13 protein-coding genes are annotated in these 16,914 nt (G+C 57.8%); 10 read left to right on the top strand and 3 right to left on the bottom strand.

What is annotated here, in order from left to right; genetic code table 11:
* The first annotated feature begins 68 nt into the window (after positions 1 to 68).
* The 6 genes from EKH79_RS15445 (at position 69) to EKH79_RS15420 (ending at position 5,989) form a co-directional block, all read left to right on the top strand.
* Positions 69 to 1,340, top strand: coding sequence for a type II secretion system F family protein (locus EKH79_RS15445; RefSeq protein ID WP_126674716.1), 1,272 nt, complete (start codon positions 69 to 71; stop codon positions 1,338 to 1,340).
* Between the two features lie 34 nt (positions 1,341 to 1,374).
* On the top strand, positions 1,375 to 2,232 hold the full coding sequence (locus EKH79_RS15440; protein ID WP_126674715.1) for a prepilin peptidase: 858 nt from the start codon (positions 1,375 to 1,377) through the stop codon (positions 2,230 to 2,232).
* 7 nt (positions 2,233 to 2,239) lie between these two features.
* A complete protein-coding gene (gene coaE / locus EKH79_RS15435; RefSeq protein WP_126674714.1) occupies positions 2,240 to 2,848 on the top strand; it encodes a dephospho-CoA kinase in 609 nt (202 codons plus the stop codon).
* Between the two features lie 77 nt (positions 2,849 to 2,925).
* Entirely contained in the window at positions 2,926 to 4,686 is a 1,761-nt protein-coding gene (locus tag EKH79_RS15430) for a glutamine--tRNA ligase/YqeY domain fusion protein (protein WP_126674713.1), read from the top strand.
* Between the two features lie 5 nt (positions 4,687 to 4,691).
* Positions 4,692 to 5,249, top strand: a complete 558-nt coding sequence (locus EKH79_RS15425; protein WP_126675052.1) for a nucleoside deaminase — start codon at positions 4,692 to 4,694, stop codon at positions 5,247 to 5,249.
* A complete protein-coding gene (locus EKH79_RS15420) occupies positions 5,246 to 5,989 on the top strand; it encodes a TVP38/TMEM64 family protein (RefSeq protein ID WP_126674712.1) in 744 nt (247 codons plus the stop codon). The genes EKH79_RS15425 and EKH79_RS15420 overlap by 4 nt, the downstream gene beginning before the upstream one ends.
* A 101-nt stretch (positions 5,990 to 6,090) precedes the next feature.
* On the opposite strand, the gene EKH79_RS15415 is transcribed toward EKH79_RS15420, so the two are convergent.
* Positions 6,091 to 6,468, bottom strand: coding sequence for a tautomerase family protein (locus EKH79_RS15415; protein ID WP_126674711.1), 378 nt, complete (start codon positions 6,466 to 6,468; stop codon positions 6,091 to 6,093).
* Positions 6,469 to 6,531: 63 nt separating this feature from the next.
* Entirely contained in the window at positions 6,532 to 7,785 is a 1,254-nt protein-coding gene (locus EKH79_RS15410; protein WP_126674710.1) for an MFS transporter, read from the bottom strand.
* 263 nt (positions 7,786 to 8,048) lie between these two features.
* Between EKH79_RS15410 and EKH79_RS15405 the strand changes: the two genes are divergently transcribed.
* On the top strand, positions 8,049 to 11,126 hold the full coding sequence (locus EKH79_RS15405) for a sensor histidine kinase (protein ID WP_126674709.1): 3,078 nt from the start codon (positions 8,049 to 8,051) through the stop codon (positions 11,124 to 11,126).
* A gap of 253 nt (positions 11,127 to 11,379) precedes the next feature.
* A complete protein-coding gene (gene poxB, locus EKH79_RS15400) occupies positions 11,380 to 13,098 on the top strand; it encodes a ubiquinone-dependent pyruvate dehydrogenase (RefSeq protein WP_126674708.1) in 1,719 nt (572 codons plus the stop codon).
* 84 nt (positions 13,099 to 13,182) lie between these two features.
* Here poxB and EKH79_RS15395 read toward each other — a convergent pair whose 3' ends face one another.
* Entirely contained in the window at positions 13,183 to 13,986 is an 804-nt protein-coding gene (locus tag EKH79_RS15395) for an acetoacetate decarboxylase family protein (protein WP_126674707.1), read from the bottom strand.
* Positions 13,987 to 14,414: 428 nt separating this feature from the next.
* On the opposite strand from EKH79_RS15395, the gene EKH79_RS15390 reads away from it, so the two are divergent.
* Together EKH79_RS15390 and EKH79_RS15385 are read left to right on the top strand one after the other, a co-directional pair.
* Positions 14,415 to 15,020 (top strand): response regulator transcription factor, encoded by a 606-nt coding sequence (locus tag EKH79_RS15390; RefSeq protein WP_325050619.1) that lies wholly within the window; start codon positions 14,415 to 14,417, stop codon positions 15,018 to 15,020.
* 321 nt (positions 15,021 to 15,341) lie between these two features.
* Positions 15,342 to 16,886: a helix-turn-helix transcriptional regulator gene (locus tag EKH79_RS15385; protein WP_126674705.1), complete on the top strand. Its 1,545-nt coding sequence runs from the start codon at positions 15,342 to 15,344 to the stop codon at positions 16,884 to 16,886.
* Positions 16,887 to 16,914: the final 28 nt, after the last annotated feature.

The raw sequence follows: 16,914 nt of genomic DNA, 5'->3' as shown, positions 1-16,914 counted from the left end.
TAAGCTACAGATTGTCCTGCCTGACGCATTCGCCGAAGCTGGACCGGATTATTGGGGGAAATGAACGCATGGCCACTGTAACAGCCGCGAAAAACGCCCGAGCACAAGTCGCCTCGCGCGCCCAGGTTACCCAGATGCCGACCTACGACTGGGTTGCACTGGATAAGCGCGGCAAGCGCATGAAGGGATCCATGCAGTCCAAGAACGCGACGCTGGTAAAAGCGGAACTGCGTCGCCAGGGCATGAATCCCCAGAACGTCAAGGAGCAGTCAAAACCGTTGTTTGGCGGATCCGGCAAAACGGTCAAGCCACGGGACGTCGCCATCTTCAGCCGTCAGATCGCCACCATGATGGCATCTGGTGTGCCCATGGTGCAGGCCTTCGACATTATTGCAGACGGACAGAAGAATCCGCGTTTCAAAACGATGCTTATTAATGTCAAACAAAGCATCGAGGGTGGATCGTCCCTACACGAAGCACTCCATCTCTATCCAATTCAGTTCGATGAGCTGTACCGCAATCTGGTGCGCGCAGGTGAATCGGCCGGTGTGCTCGATACCGTGCTCGATACGGTGGCAACCTATAAAGAGCGCATGGAGAGCATCAAGAGCAAGATTAAGAAGGCGATGTTCTATCCCTTGATGGTGATGGCAGTCGCCGCTCTGGTCTGCGTGATCATGCTGCTGTTCGTTGTGCCGGTGTTTGCGAACACCTTCAAACAGGCTGGTGCCGAGCTTCCCGCACCCACGCTCATTGTCGTGAGTGCATCGCAGTTCATGCAGAGCTATTGGTACATCGTCCTTTTTGGAGTTGTTGCCGTACCCTTTGCCATCGTGTTTGCAAAGAGGCGTTCAACAAAATTTGCGCATTTCCTGGACCGCCTCATGCTGAAATTCCCGGTCCTCGGCAATATTTTGCGGCAGTCGGCGATCGCGCGCTTTGCGCGCACTTTGGGTGTGACTTTCCATGCTGGTGTACCGCTGGTAGAAGCACTTGACTCCGTGGCCGGCGCGACGGGCAGCATCGTCTACAGTGATGCCGTCAAGCAGATGCGCGACGACGTCGCGGTAGGTCACCAGCTTCAGCTGGCCATGCGCCAGACGGGCCTGTTCCCCAACATGGTCGTGCAGATGACGGCTATCGGTGAAGAATCCGGTGCGTTGGACAGCATGCTGTTCAAGGTGGCCGAATTCTACGAGGAAGAGGTCAACAACTCCGTCGACACCCTGTCCACGCTGATGGAACCCTTGATCATGGTGGTTCTGGGTACGGTGGTCGGTGGCATGGTGGTATCGCTGTATCTGCCTATCTTCAAGCTGGCAGGCGCGGTCGCCGGTTAATATCCCACGCATCTCATTTGCTCTGGAGCCGGGCATGCCCGACTTGCCGTTGATTGCGTGGATTGCCGTCGCTGCTGTGCTGGGCTTGGTCGTCGGCAGTTTTTTGAATGTCGTGATCCTGCGCCTGCCGAAACGCCTGGAAGCCCAGTGGCGGCGCGAAGCGCGGGACATTCTCGAGCTGGAATCGGAGGAAGCGCTGCTTCCGCCAGGCGTCGTAAGAGAGCCGTCGCATTGCCCGCATTGCAAGCACTCCCTTGGTGTTGGTGACAACATTCCGGTTCTCAGCTGGCTGTTCCTGCGCGGCCGCTGCCGCTACTGCCGTACGCCTATTTCGATCCAGTATCCGTTCGTCGAGCTGCTCACCGCAGTCCTGAGCGCCATCATCGTTTGGAAATTGGGCCCGACCTGGGCTGCCCTGGCCGGCCTGTTCTTCACGTGGGTGCTCGTTGCGGCGTCGGGCATCGATATGCGCACCCAGTTGCTGCCCGATCAGCTCACCTTGCCCACGCTCTGGGTCGGGCTGCTGCTCAGCCTGATTCCCGTATTCGTCGAACCCAAAGCCGCGATACTCGGAGCCGCCATCGGCTACATGAGCCTGTGGAGCGTGTATTGGCTCTTCAAACTGCTCACCGGCAAGGAAGGCATGGGGTTTGGTGACTTCAAACTGCTGGCCGTGATGGGTGCCTGGATGGGGCCTGGCGCGCTGCTGCCAATTATTCTGCTGTCATCGCTGGTGGGTGCACTGATCGGGGGCACCATGATCGCCCTGCGCAAGCACGGACGCGAAATACCGATGCCCTTCGGCCCGTTCATCGCCATGGCCGGCTGGATATGGTTTATCGCCGGCCCCTACCTGTGGCAGGCGTATATGAGCTTCACCGGAATGGGATGAACGAGCGATGCCATTTACCGTAGCCCTCACCGGCGGCATCGCCTCCGGCAAAAGCGCGGTAGCGCACCGCTTTGAAGCGCTGGGCGTGGCGGTGTACGACGCCGATCACGCCGCACGCGTCGTGGTAGAGCCCGGCAGTGATGGGCTGGCATCGATCGTCGCCGCGTTCGGCGATGAGGTGCTGAATGCCCAGGGCGGACTCGACCGCCCGGCGATGCGCCAGCGCATCTTCGTCGATCCTGCTGCACGCCGGACGCTGGAAGCCATCGTGCATCCGCGCATACGTCAATGGATGCTCGAACACGCGCAAGCCGACAGCGGCCCGTATGTCATCCTGGCCATTCCATTACTGACAGAAAACATCGGCCACTACCGTTGGGTCGACCGCATCCTTGTGGTCGATGCGCCCGAGGAGACGCAGATCCTCCGCCTGGTCATACGCGACGGCATCGCAGAGGACCTCGCCGCCCGCATCCTGGCCAGCCAGGCCTCGCGCGCCGGCCGGCTGGCCCTTGCCGATGATGTTATCGAGAACAGTGGCCCCGAAGCCGCGCTAGATGAACAGGTCGCCACCCTGCATCGTCGCTACCTCGATCTGGCCGCTGGAAAACGCTGAACGCGGCCGCAGTTACGTAATGCCATCCAGCGGTTAAACTTGGGGATTCCCGCCTCTAAAGTGCGTAGTCCGTCCCGATGTCTATCGAATCTGCCGCCGCCAAGCCTGCCGACACCCCTGAGACCGACGCGCCGCGCGATTTCATACGCCAGATCGTTCGTGACGACCTCGCCAAGGGCAAGCACCACGCCATCCGCACGCGCTTCCCGCCCGAGCCCAATGGCTACCTGCATATCGGCCATGCCAAGGCCATCTGCCTCGATTTCGGCATCGCCCGCGAATTCGCCGGCTGGTGCAACCTGCGCCTGGACGACACTAACCCCGGCAAGGAAGACCCCGAGTTCGTCGAAGGCATCAAGGACGACGTCCGCTGGCTGGGCTACGAATGGCACGACCTGCGCCACGCCTCCGACTACTTCGAGGTGTTCTATCGCGCCGGAATCAAGCTGATTCAGGACGGCCACGCTTACGTGGACGACCTCACCGCCGATCAGATGCGCGAATACCGCGGCACGCTCACCGAGCCCGGTCGCAACTCGCCCTTCCGCGATCGCAGCGTGGAGGAAAACCTAGACCTGTTCGCCCGCATGCGCGCGGGTGAATTCGCCGACGGCAGCAAGACGTTGCGCGCGAAGATCGACATGACCTCGGGCAACATGAATTTGCGCGATCCGGCGATCTACCGCATCCGCAAAGTCACCCACCAGAACACCGGTGACGCATGGCCAATTTACCCGATGTACGACTACGCGCATTGCCTGTCCGATGCGCTGGAAGGCATCACGCATTCGCTGTGCACGCTGGAGTTCGAAGATCACCGCCCGCTCTACGACTGGTTCGTGGACAACGTCGATCTGCCGAACCATCCGGAACTGTGGCAGCACATGCGCGACAACGGTTTCCGCACGGAGCCGGCCAAACCACGACAGATCGAGTTCTCGCGCCTCAATCTCACCTACAGCATCACCAGCAAGCGCAAACTTGCGCAGTTAGTGAGCGAAAAGCTGGTCGACGGTTGGGACGATCCGCGCATGAATACCTTGCGCGGCCTGCGCCGCCGTGGCTTCACGCCGGGTGGTATTCGCCTGCTGATCGAACGTCTCGGCGTCAGCAAGCAGAACAGCGTGATCGACTACACCATCTTCGAAAACTGCGTGCGCGAAGATCTCGACGCCAGCGCACAGCGTCGCATGGCCGTCATCGATCCGCTCAAACTGGTCATCACTAACTTGCCCGACGGCCACGAAGAATCGCTCACGTTCTCCAATCATCCGAAGAACGAAAGCGCCGGCACGCGCACGGTTCCATTCTCGCGCGAGCTATGGATCGAACGCGAAGACTTCGCCGAAGTGCCGCCGAAAGGTTTCCATCGTCTGAAGCCCGACGGCGAAGTACGCCTGCGCGGCGTAGGTATCGTAAAGTGCGAGCAGTTGATCAAGGACGCGGACGGCAACGTGACGGCATTGCACTGCACACTCGATCTTGAATCCCGCTCCGGCATGCCTGGTGCCGATCGCAAGGTGAAAGGCACGATCCACTGGGTCAGCGCCAAGCACGCCGTCGCCACCGACATTCGCCTGTACGACCGCCTTTTCAACGTGCCGACGCCGGACGACGAAAGCGACGGCAAATCCTGGATCGAACATATCAATCCAGATGCCAAGCGCGTCGTGCGCGGCTGGCTGGAACCCGAAGCGGCCAACGCGGCGCCGGAGCAGCGCTATCAGTTCGAACGCCTCGGCTATTTCGTCGCCGATCGCATCGATCATCGTGCCTATGCCCCCGTCTTCAATCGCACGGTCACCCTGCGCGACACCTGGACCAAGCAGGCAACCTGAGCATGATGCTGCCGCTGCAGATCCACCTTACCCTGCCGCCCTGGATCGAAGAAGTCGCCGACGCAAGCCGGCGCTACCTCACCGACGAAGAGCGTGTGGAGCTGGCGATCGAGCTGTCCCGGCGAAACATTCAACATGGCAGCGGTGGCCCATTCGGTGCGGCCGTGTTTGACGAACATGGCCGGCTGATTTCCGCCGCGGCCAATCGCGTGGTGCCGCAAACCTGCTCGGTCGCACATGCGGAAATGCTGGCGTTCATGGCGGCGCAGCAACGTTTGGCGAGTTATCGCTTGAACGAACAGGGCGGTCATTACACGCTCGCCACCAGTTCGCAGCCCTGTTGCCAGTGCTATGGCGCCAGCGTATGGGCGGGCATCGACACGTTGCTTATCGGTGCACGCGCCGAAGACGTGGAAGAACTCACCGAGTTCGACGAAGGCCCGCTTCCGGCGGATTGGGTCGGCGAGCTGGAGCGACGCGGTATCGCGGTGCGCCGCGATATTCTGCGCGATCAGGCACGCCACGTTCTCGCCGAATACGGCGCCCGAGGGGAAAGCTATTGAACCGCCTGCGCGCCGCGTTGCCGCTTCTTCTGCTGATCGTGGCAGGTGTCGTGTTGGTCGCATCGGGCGTCTTTGATCGCTTCCATCCCGAACAACTCGTGGCACACCAGCAACAGGTTCGTGCGCACATCAATCAGGATCCCTGGCTGAGTCGCCTGCTGTATATCGGACTGCTTACGCTGGCGACGTGCACGGGCATTCCGTTCACGATCATACTGATTCTCGCGGGCGGTTTTGCCTTCGGCATTGTCCAGGGCACGCTGTACTCATCCATCGGCCTTACGCTGGGATCGCTCATCCTGTTTCTCGCCAGCCGCTATGCCTTCGGCGCAGGCAGCAAGCATCCGCCGGCGATTGCGGAAAAACTGCATCACGGCTTCGAACGTCATCCCGTGGTCTACACGCTGTTTCTGCGACTGGTACCTGCCGCACCCTTCGGATTGCTCACCGTCGCACTCGCGTGGCTGCGTTGCCCGCTGTGGTTGTTTCTGGGCGCGACCTGGTTTGGCGGAACCATCATGCTGTTATTCGAGACTTCCATCGGTGCTGGCCTTGGTCAAGCACTCAGTCACGGACGAACCCTGAGTATCGATCTGTTCTTCGATCCCGGCGTTATCGGACCGCTCGGTGCGCTGGCGCTATTGTCACTCGTGCCGCTGTGGGTCGAACGCATTCGATTGAAACGCCATGCAGCCGCAGCAGCTGCAGGTAAAGCATCGCGCTCGTATTGGCCAAAATAAAACGCTTGGCGTCCAACCTGGATCACTTCCAGCGTCATAATCAACGCAAGACAGCGCTCTCGAGATAGATCGAAGCGGCTACTTTCGTTACGCCACGGCCTTTATTCTTTCTCTGCAATGTCAGGCATGATCTGCCCCATTTCCATGGCCTGGCTAGGCGAGACTTCTTGTATGCCAATGACAATTTGATCATCGGGCGCACCAGTCGCTGCCTGAAACAGTTGCCACAACTTAGTCAGCAGACCTTTTTTATATTCATTCGATCTTCCGGTGCGAATCAGCAGCGTGAGCGCTGCAGTAGGCGCCTCTTCGCCCGCCGTGAAGCCGTCGCCGGGTTGAAAATCGTGGAACACGACGTGCACCCAATTTTGCGGCACGCCGGCATATTCCGAGTGAAACGACGTCAATTGTTTCGCCAACCGGCCTTTGGCTTGGCGATCAAGCGTGCCTTTCTGCGTAACCAGCGTATAGAGGGGCATACGTTTATCGATGTGGTGTCGTTGAGTGGCAGTGCGGCGCAGCGATGTGTTTCTGCAGGATCGTCATTTGGCTGCTTCGGCCTTTCCCGTCTCGCGCAACGCGAACGACACGACAAGAGCCATTCCGATCACTGCAATCCAGAAGAGGCCCGACTCAAAAAAATGGTGCTCCGGACTGATCGTGGGCGCACCGATCGTTCGTCCAATATGCTTGGAAAAAACGGGGCCAAGGAATGCCGTAATGCTGAAGGTGATGAAGTTGATGGCACCTGTGGCGCTTCCTTTGACGTAATCCGGATTGGCTTCCTTGATGATCGTGTAGGGAATCATGGCGGCGCCGGAGGAAATGCCGAATACAAATAACGTTACCCAACTCGGCAATGCATTCGGTAGAAACGTCAGCTGCAAAGCACACACAAGCATTGCGCTTACGCCAATAAGGAGTGCGAGTTTTCTACGGTGCAAGCGATCGGCCAGCCAACCGAAGAGTGGGCAACCGAAGACCCAGCCAAAGGGCACCATGGAAATGGCGAAGACCGCGTCGTGGTAGCTGAATAATTTGTCTTCCTGGAACAGACGAACACCCCAGACCATGTCGCCAATGGTTGTTGGCGCAAACAGAAGACCGGAGACGATACCGCACAGGTACGACTGTGGATTGGTTAGAACGACTTTATAAGGCGTGAGGAAATTCCGTTTTTCACCGACCGTGGCGACATGCTCCTCGCGCGGCGTCACAAGCAGCAAACCAACTGCAACCACCAACACAACAACACCCATCCCTATCCAGAATTGATGGATGTTGGCAAAACCATGGATCAGCGGACCGACCGCGATCTGGCCCATCGACCCACCCAACATACCGAAACACTGGGTGAATCCAATCGCCGTCGCGAGGCTCTTTGCGGAGAACCCATGCGACGCGAGATATACCGCACCGGTAAAAGCGAACGCCGAGCCAGCGCCCTGCAAAAGACGTCCGGTGCTTCCCACCGAATCCTGGGGAATGGCGAATAGCAAACAACCTATCGCAAGCAACGCCATGCCCGAAGGCACGACGTAACGCGCACCATAACGATCGAGAAGGACGCCCGCCACCAGGCTGGTGGTCGAATAGGTGTAGTAATACAGCCCCAGGATGGTGCTGACACCAAGCGCCGTGACGCTAAACGCCTGCGATAGTTCGGGGATCATTACCGCCGGCGCTGAGCGCGAGGCGTATTCCAGGAAATAGAAAACGGCGGCGAATCCCCACGCGATGGCGTAGGCCGTTTCCACCCGTCGGGGCGCTTGAACGACTGAGGATCTTGCGCTCATCGGTTTACCTTGGCCGCTCACCCAGGTTACCCGCGACTGTATCGACCAGCCTTCGATTCTACGCCCCCCAAACGGGTAGTTGTGCGTCTCAACCGGCGGCAGTTTTGTTCAATTTGAAGCGCGTATGTTCAAAAACGTTACACCTTGTCAACACCAAAGATCGCTTTTGATTCGTTTCGCTATCGCCATTCAACCGAACACGGCTTGCGACCCTGGACTATCGTGGTGCTTAATAGGTGTAACGCATCCATCCGTGTCGCTCCATGGGCATCAATGCCGTCGGCAAGAACGCCCTGCTTTTGGTCGCGCGATTGGCCGGCACCCGCGAGCGGTACGTGCATGCATCTTTCGCGTGCCTGCTATTGACTGTCCTCTTTTTCTCGCCAAAGGCATGGTGTGTCGAACCCCCGCACATCGTCGCCCCACTCTCTCCGCAGACACCTTACCGATTGCAGCTGAGCCAGCTTCAGCACCGTGCCTATCTATCCCGGGATGGCGCGCCATCCAACGCAACATGGATAGCCCAGACGCCGGACGGCTTTCTATGGATTGCAACGCAAAACGGTTTGTACCGATTTGATGGGGTACGTTTTGATAAGAGTGTGACTCGCCTGTTGCCAAGCACGAACGTCTTTTCGCTGTATGCAGAATCCAATGGCGACTTGTGGATCGGCTACACATTCGGCGGGATAAGCCTGCTGCACGATGGAAAAGTATCGAATACCCCCGCCACCGTGCTCCCCGGTGGAAGTGTCATCGGTTTTGCAAGGACCAGGAACGGAACACTCTGGATTGCAACGACGCGCGGTGTAGCCCGGCAGAAGGACGATCATTGGGAAACGGTTGGCTCAGCTCAAGGCTATCCCGGTCGTCAGCCGCAAGCATTTGGAGACGTCAACGGAAAGCTCTATCTCATCGATACTGACACCGCCTACGTGCTCAATGAGCATAGCAATCAATGGCAGCCTGTCGATTTTTTGCAAGCCAAGCACGATCTGATCGGTCTTCCCGCTGGCGTAGCGTTGACGAAAAACTATCCCTACTGGGCAAGCTTGCGCGATCCATCGGGCGCATTGTGGTTCACGCGTGAAGATCAGGAAGGCGTCACGCGAGCTCGTTGGAGCGATGGAAATAATGCGCCTCCCAACGAGGAACGCTTTGATCGAAGCAACGGATTGACGGGCCAATTCGCGTTGATTTATTTCATGGATCGCGAATCCAATGTCTGGGTGGCGACGGACGGCGGCATCGACCGCTTTTCGATCGGAAAATTTACGCCGGTTCACTTCCCGAACAAGTTCCCGAACGAAGTGACTAACGTCACCATCGCTGCCGATACACACGGCGGCTTATGGGTAGGCAGCCTTCGGGAATATGGTTTGTATCTGAAGGACGACCAGGATCCTGTCCGTATTGCCGGCTTTGGACTCGGTGCAGACTGTTCAATGGTAGACAGTCACGGCGCCGTATGGATGCCGGGAAGAGATGATGTAGAAACGTATGACGGCTCCCACGTTACCCACGTTCCGCCGCCGCCCGGGACGTTGATTGATCTGGCCGGTGGCCGATACCTGCAAGGTTGCCAAGGTATCGCGGAAGATGCAGCGGGTGACATCTGGATGTCCATCGTCAAAGTCGGCGTCTTCAAGTTGTCCAACGGAACCTGGACCCTCAACGGCGGCCTGAAAGCCTTACCTAGTGGAGCGGCCATTCGCGTCATGGGCGATGAGTCCGGACACATCTGGTTGACGTATCCCGGCAGCCGCATTGCCGTCGTCGACCGCACCCAAGTAACGCTCTACGACAGCAGCAACGGCTTGAATGTGGGAAATGTACTCGGCCTGCAAGTGCGTGGCGGTCACGTCTGGGCTACCGGTGACAAAGGTGTCGCGCACTTGTTTCCATCGGGTGCGTTCAAGAATTTGATCGGAAAAGGCGACAACGCCTTTCGCAGCGCATCGGGTGTCGTCCAAACGCAAGCTGGCGAGCTATGGCTCAACGGACCCGACGGTGTCTATCGGATTAATGCAAGCGAGATGGCAATGTGGCTCAAGCAGCCCAATTACACGCCAAGTTTCGAGCTATTCACCCAAGCGGACGGCATCAACGGCGCGCCGCTTCCCATCCGCCCTGGGCCAACGATGGTCGAAAGCACGGACGGACGCATATGGGTCGCGACCAAGCAAAATCTTTCCTGGATAGACCCGGCTCACATCCGCCGCAATGCGATTGCACCGAACGTAACCATCAGCATGCTCGCGTCGGGCAATTCCAACTGGCCCGCATCGTCTGTGCCATCGTTGCCGCCGAGCACGCGCAACATCCAGATTGCCTATACAGCGCCGGCGCTATCCATGCCGGAGCGCGTGCATTTCCGTTATCGGCTTAAAGAAGTCGATGGCGATTGGCAGGACGACGCAGGCCGGCGCGAAGCCTTCTATACCAATATGCAACCGGGAAGCTATCACTTCGAGGTCGTTGCCTTTAACGAAGACGGTGTCGCGAGTCCGCAACCGGCAACATTGAATTTCACGATCATGCCTGCCTTCTACCAGACGATGTGGTTCAAGGCGCTTATCGCAGGTGTCGTTGTGCTTGCCCTTTGGATGATCTACCTGCTCCGCCTTGGGCTTATCGAGCGGCGCTACCGGCTTCTCATGATAGAGCGTCTCGCCGAGCGCGAGCGCATTGCACGCGATCTGCACGACACCTTACTGCAAGGCATGCAAGGCGTTCTTCTGCAAGTGGAGATGCTATCCAACAGCCAGGATCTATCGGATACGCAGCGACTGCGAATAACCAAGATCGAAGAAAAAATGCGCGCAGCGCTGATCGAAGGACGTGACGCCATCAGTGCGCTTCGTCATGGAGAACCCGATCACGCACATCTGATAGAAAAGCTGAAAACCATCGGCAACGATGCAGCGATTCATTCAGACGCGCGCTTCTCCGTACGCGTCGAGGGCGAGGCACGACCACTTCGCGCCGAGTCGTGCGAAGAAATGATCGCCATCGTGCGGGAAGCCGTCATCAATGCTTTCAAGCACGCCCAGGCCGAGTGGATCGTCGTATCCGTCAATTACACCGAGAAAGCTCTTACGGTAGATATCACGGACAACGGTATCGGTATCACCGAACAGCAAATCCAGGACAAGCAAAAAGAGGGGCATTGGGGCATCGCCGGCATGCGCGAACGTGCAGCGAAACTCGATGGCCAACTGACGATCCGAAGGGCCCATCCACGCGGCACCATGGTCGAGCTGATCCTGCCTTGGCACGCGATGGAAGCCGCGCGTGCGTCGATCAAGTCTCGCCGGCACTTCAGCGGCCGCGACGAATGACGTTTGTTGCTATCCGCGCATCTACTCGCTTCTCGAAAGACATATTCGCGCTGCGTTAACAATTGACAGCGACATATGGATTTCGTCCATGCGCGGTCAGACACGTACAAGCCCACTACGGCCTATCGCGCTAATGTCTTGAAAGCCGTCGGCATTCCCCTGCAACGCAATCGTCGAGTGCCATGCACCCACCCTCTTGCCGCGCTGCGCAGCAAGGCGCGCTCCTCACTTCAAGACCCGGGAGATCACCACCATGGCCATGTCCTCCGCCGATTATGTCGCCAAAGTCCTGGAACAGGCGGGCGTCAAACACGTTTATGGTGTTGTCGGCGATTCGCTGAATGGGCTGACCGATGCTTTCCGTCGCAACTCGATCGAATGGCTGCATATGCGTCATGAGGAAGCGGCAGCGTTCGCCGCAGGCGCCGAAGCGCATTTGACGGGTGAGCTCGCCGTTTGTGCAGGCAGTTGCGGACCGGGCAATCTTCACCTCATCAATGGCTTGTTCGATTGCCATCGCAGCGGTGTGCCGGTGTTGGCGATTGCCTCGCATATTCCAAGCAGCGAAATCGGCATCGACTATTTTCAGGCGACGCACCCGGAAATCCTTTTCAGGGAATGCAGTCATTACGTAGAACTGGTTTCCAATCCTGCACAGTTGCCGCAAGTGCTTGGCAGGGCCATGCGCGCAGCGGTCGGGCGGCGTGGCGTGGGCGTCGTCGTCATTCCAGGCGATGTATCGCTGAAAGATGCCGTCGCTGAAGTGCCTCGCTGGGTGACGCCTTCGAAACCGATCCTGCATCCGTCGATAAAGGATCTCAAACGACTGACCAATCTACTCAAGGATGGCAAACGAGTCACCCTGTTCTGTGGTGCCGGTTGCGCCGGCGCGCACGATGAAGTTGTGGAATTGGCTCGCCGTTTGAAGGCGCCGATCGTGCATACGCTGCGCGGCAAGGAGTTCCTGGAATACGACAATCCCTACGATGTCGGCATGACCGGGCTCGTCGGCTTTTCATCCGGCTATGCCGCCATGAAAGATTGCGACACCTTGCTGTTGCTCGGCACCGACTTTCCCTACCGGCAGTTCTTTCCGACACACGCCAAGATCGCACAGATCGATGCGCGTCCCGAGGCACTTGGCAATCGCTGCCCACTTGAGCTTGGTTTGATCGGCGACGTCCGTGAGACGCTGCAGATGCTTGTTCCAACCATTGCGGAGAAAACCGACTCCAGCCATCTGGACGCGGCATTGGCGCATTACAAAAAAGCCCGTGAAGGACTCGATGAGCTAGCCGACCCAAGGCGCGGCAGCGATCTTATCCATCCCCAGTACGTGACAAAACTAGTGAGTGAATTGGCCGCGGACGATGCCATTTTCACCTGCGACGTTGGCTCACCGATCTTGTGGACCGCACGTTACCTGAAGGTCAACGGCAAGCGTCGCATTGTCGGCTCCTTCAATCATGGTTCCATGGCGAATGCGATGTTGCATGCCATCGGCGCGCAAGTCGCTCATCCCGAGCGTCAAGTGATATCCATGTCGGGCGACGGCGGCTTCGCCATGATGATGGGCGATTTTCTGACGCTGACACAGTTGGATCTACCCGTAAAGATCGTCGTGCTGAACAACGGCACGCTGGGCTTCGTCGAGATGGAGATGAAAGCGAACGGTTTCATCGATTCCGGCTGCGATTTGATCAACCCCAACTTTGCGCAAATGGCGAACGCCGTTGGTGTCAAAGGCATTCGCGTAGAGCGCCCCGAAGACCTTCGCGCCGCGCTGACCGAAGCGCTTTCGCATGACGGCCCTGCGCTGGTGGACGTGGTAAGCGTCAGGCAAGAACTGGCCATGCCGCCGAAGACGACATTCGACGAGGCTTACAAATTCGGTCTCTTTATGATGAAAGCAGTGCTTGATGGACGCGGCGGTGAACTGATCGACCTGGCGAAGGTCAATCTGCTGCGTTAATCGCTGAAATTAAAATGCAAATGAAATCAAGCGCGATTGGAGAATCGCGCTTGATATGTCGGCGAAATGGCGGCGAAACGGAGTCTACTTTACCGAGTGATCGGCAAGCGTCTTCAGATCGGTCACCGAATACGAAACACCCATGCGATAACCATTGCCGCATCGCACCGGTGCCAGGTCCGAAATTTCTTCGTTCTCGCACTCCGGCAACGTCAACTCACCCTTGCCCATCCATGCATCGGCCACGGTGAAGTTGTCCATCACGGATTCCACCAACTCATGCACGGCAGGACGTTCCCACTGCCCCGCTGCGAGTCTCGGAAAGTGGCGCATGTTCACGGTAGGCCGTGAACTCATTGCAGCGGGATCTGTCACGGGCTTTTCAAGCGTGACGATACCTTTCGCAATACGTTGTCCATCCGTTGAAGCGCTCGCACCAAACCGGCTACCAGGTGCAAGCTTGACGGCCGCGGGACCTTTCGTGTTGAACGTGCGCGTCTGGAAAACTGAACCGAGACGCTTTGGGAACCCTTGTGCCCAACCGCGTGCCAAGGCCGCATCGTTGTCGACAAAGATATAAGGACAGTACGCAATGGGCCGACCATCGAATAACGCATCGACAAGGATGAAAAATTCCCGGTACTGGTATCGAGCGGGATTAAGCAATTCATCGTGCTCGCCCGTGAATTGCCAATCGATGAAGTACCCCTGCGCATGACCCTCTGCCTTGACGTCGGCTTGCAACTCGGAGGGCAAAAGGGCTGCGACAGCATCCGGACGCGCCCAGAAATCGATGACAAGAAAATCGCCCGCATAGTGCCAAGGCGGTGGCGGCGAAATGTTGGAGAGGCCGCGTGACGTATAAGGAACGAAGAAATTACGTTTCATATGACCCTTCCCGGATGAATGTCGGATCAGTTGGCGATCGGCTTCGTAGCCAGCGGGGAGCCGGTCGATAGGTCGGCGTGACTTCGATAGCAACGACTATGGCATCCGTCCTTCGGTCGATCTTGGACAAATGTGACAGCGATGGCCGAAAACAGTCGTTCCGCCATGAACGCCGAACAACGTTCTGTCGATCAACTCTCCCGTGCTCCATGCTCATCCACCCCATCGTGCGCGCCGTGCTTCCCCAGGCTGATGACGAGCGAACCTCGAATTACTCTTTCGAGCATTGAAGTACCATGAGGCCCGGCGCATAGTCCCGGCTGGACCGAAGTACGTACCCGCTGCTTCCGCCTATTTATTTTCTAGGTAGATTTCCCAAGGTGCGTCGCTTGAACGAGAACGATCAGAGGGAACGATACGGAGTTCTCATCGTGGATGACCATCCGGTCATGCGGGATGGTTTACGGGCCGTTATCGAGCAAGAGCCCGACATGGAGGTGGTTGGCGAAGCTGCCGATGGCAGAGAGGCGATCGAGCAATTCCAGAAACTATTACCCGACGTCATGTTGATCGATCTGCAAATGCCAGACGTCGACGGATTGCAGGCCATCACAACCATTCGCAACGAATTTCCCGATGCGACCATCATCGTGCTCACCACCTTTCCCGGCGATGCACGCGTCGTGCGTGCTTTCACGCTTGGCGCAACGTCCTATCTTCTTAAAACGGCGCGTCGCGATGAAATCATCAAAGCCGTTCGCGGCGCACTTTTCGGGCGTCACACCGTCGCCCCGGAAGTCGCACAGGAGATCGCCAGCCATACCGGAGAGCAAGGATTGACGGAACGCGAAGTCGGCGTACTGAAGCTCGTCGCTCAAGGCCAAAGCAACCGCGATATCGCCGATAGCCTTTGTATTTCGGAAGATACCGTCAAAGCGCGCATGAAAAGCATCATGGGTAAATTGGGTGCCGAAGATCGCACGCACGCCGTCATGATCGCTATCCGCCGCGGCTTCATGGACTCCCAACCCTAAGCAAAAAAAGTACCCATACGGGGGACGCATCCTCGGCGCGGGAACCGCGATCATGGATCGTGCGCGCTTATCGGACGCCTTGACGAAAAAACCGAAAGAAGACCAAAACAAAACCGCGATTTCACGACAGTACGCCGTATCTCACCTAATTTCTCTATCCAAAGGACGAATGACACGTTGCGCGAATCAACGGTCAGCTAGGTGAGTTGGGTGATCTTCTTTTTTAATGTTACCGCGTACCGCAAGCCATCCTGACAGCGTACGTGACCGGGGCAGCATTGGCTTGATTCAGTACGCCCCACGACGGCGGAGGGTGGATCCATGAATCTCTTGTCCGTTGCGAGCGGCGCAACCACTCCCGTCGATTTGGGATGGGTGCAGGACTGGCACGATCTCGACGATCCCGATGAAGCGCTAAGGAGACTGCTCGAGTCGGCATGGCGTGCGGTTGGCGCCCTGCAGGGAACCGACGTGGTTTTGCTGACGGCGATGCTGCGCAAAGCCTTCCTGCAAAAAGACCGCTTCCTGCGTGACTTCCCTTGCGATGAAGTCGAGACATTGCTTGCGCTGGGAAGCCTTTGGGAAGACGACATCGACGAAGCGATGTTTCGCGCTCAGTCGGTGTTGGCACGCGGAACCGGAGCGAGGTACCGGTCGACCCTGACTACGGTCATGAAGTTTTGCTCCTGGCGTACGCGTGACTTTATGCCGTTCTATGAATTATCACGGGGAAAAGCGCCTCGTGGTAATGCCATGTCTGTGCTGATGGCAATCATCAACCTGTCCATCGAAGCCGCGGCAGAGGCCGAACAGCTACGCTTCAAATTGGCCGAACGCCTGGCCAAGGACGCACTGTTTCTGTGCAAGGGCTCCGTCGGCACAGAAGCCTATGCATCGCTCCTTCCGACCTCCGTGCTGGCTCAGCTGCACTACGAAGCCGGCGCCGTGGATGACGCGGACACGCTGCTTCGCGGGCGCCTCAGTGCTATTGAAGAAAGCGGCGCGATCGAGAGTGCGCTCATCGCGTACATCCTTTCCGCCAAAATCGCCGCAGCCAGAGGGAACCAAAACATCGCGTTGCTGCTGCTGCACCGTGGCGAACAAATAGGCGTGCAACGACGTTGGCATCGACTGGTACTAGGCTGCAAGGCGGAAGAAGTTGCCCTGCACATTCACGACAACCGCCTTGACCGCGCCGAGACAGCCTTGGCGCAACTTAACGAGTTTTATGGTGACGTCGACGCTAAAAGCCGTCCCAAAAATATCGACGCGTGCCCTATGCAGATCGCAAACCTTCGCCTGCAGCTGGCAAACGGCCCGGGGATCAGTACGGCCCGGTCACTTGACGATCTGCGCAACGCGGCCTTGCATCGCAATCACCCTGCCCTGGTCGTCAAACTCACAATCCTGCTATCGAGCGCGCTTTATACGCTGGGGCAGATAACGCGTGCGCACGAAGAATTGCTGGCGGCGCTGCATCAAGGTGCCACCGCAGGGTTGTTTCGAAGCTTTCTCGATGACATGCCGTTGATCGAAGCACCCCTCAGGCAACTTTGGCGATCTGGCGAAACCAGGACTCCTGGACATCTGGGCCTGTACATCGGCCGGCTGCTCACGACGCCCGTGGTGCACGCGTCGCTACCGAAAAAATTCAGAACAAATCATCGGCTTGTAGAATCGCTAAGCGCCCGGGAGACGATTATCCTACGCTTGATGAGTCTGGGGCTTTCCAACAAATCCATCGCTCGCGAGTTGCAGATCACGCCGGAAACCGTGAAATCGCACGCCAAACATATCTTTATCAAGCTAGCCTCCAAGAACCGCGCCGAGGCCGTGTCCAGGGCGACGGAGTTGGGTCTCATCTAAAAAAGGCGAAACGCATACTTATGCAACC

The sequence above is a fragment of the Dyella dinghuensis genome (genome assembly GCF_003977615.1).
GTDB classification, from domain to species: domain Bacteria; phylum Pseudomonadota; class Gammaproteobacteria; order Xanthomonadales; family Rhodanobacteraceae; genus Dyella_B; species Dyella_B dinghuensis.
Note: the sequence above shows the minus strand (reverse complement) of the source record. Positions and strands in the feature narration are given on the sequence as shown.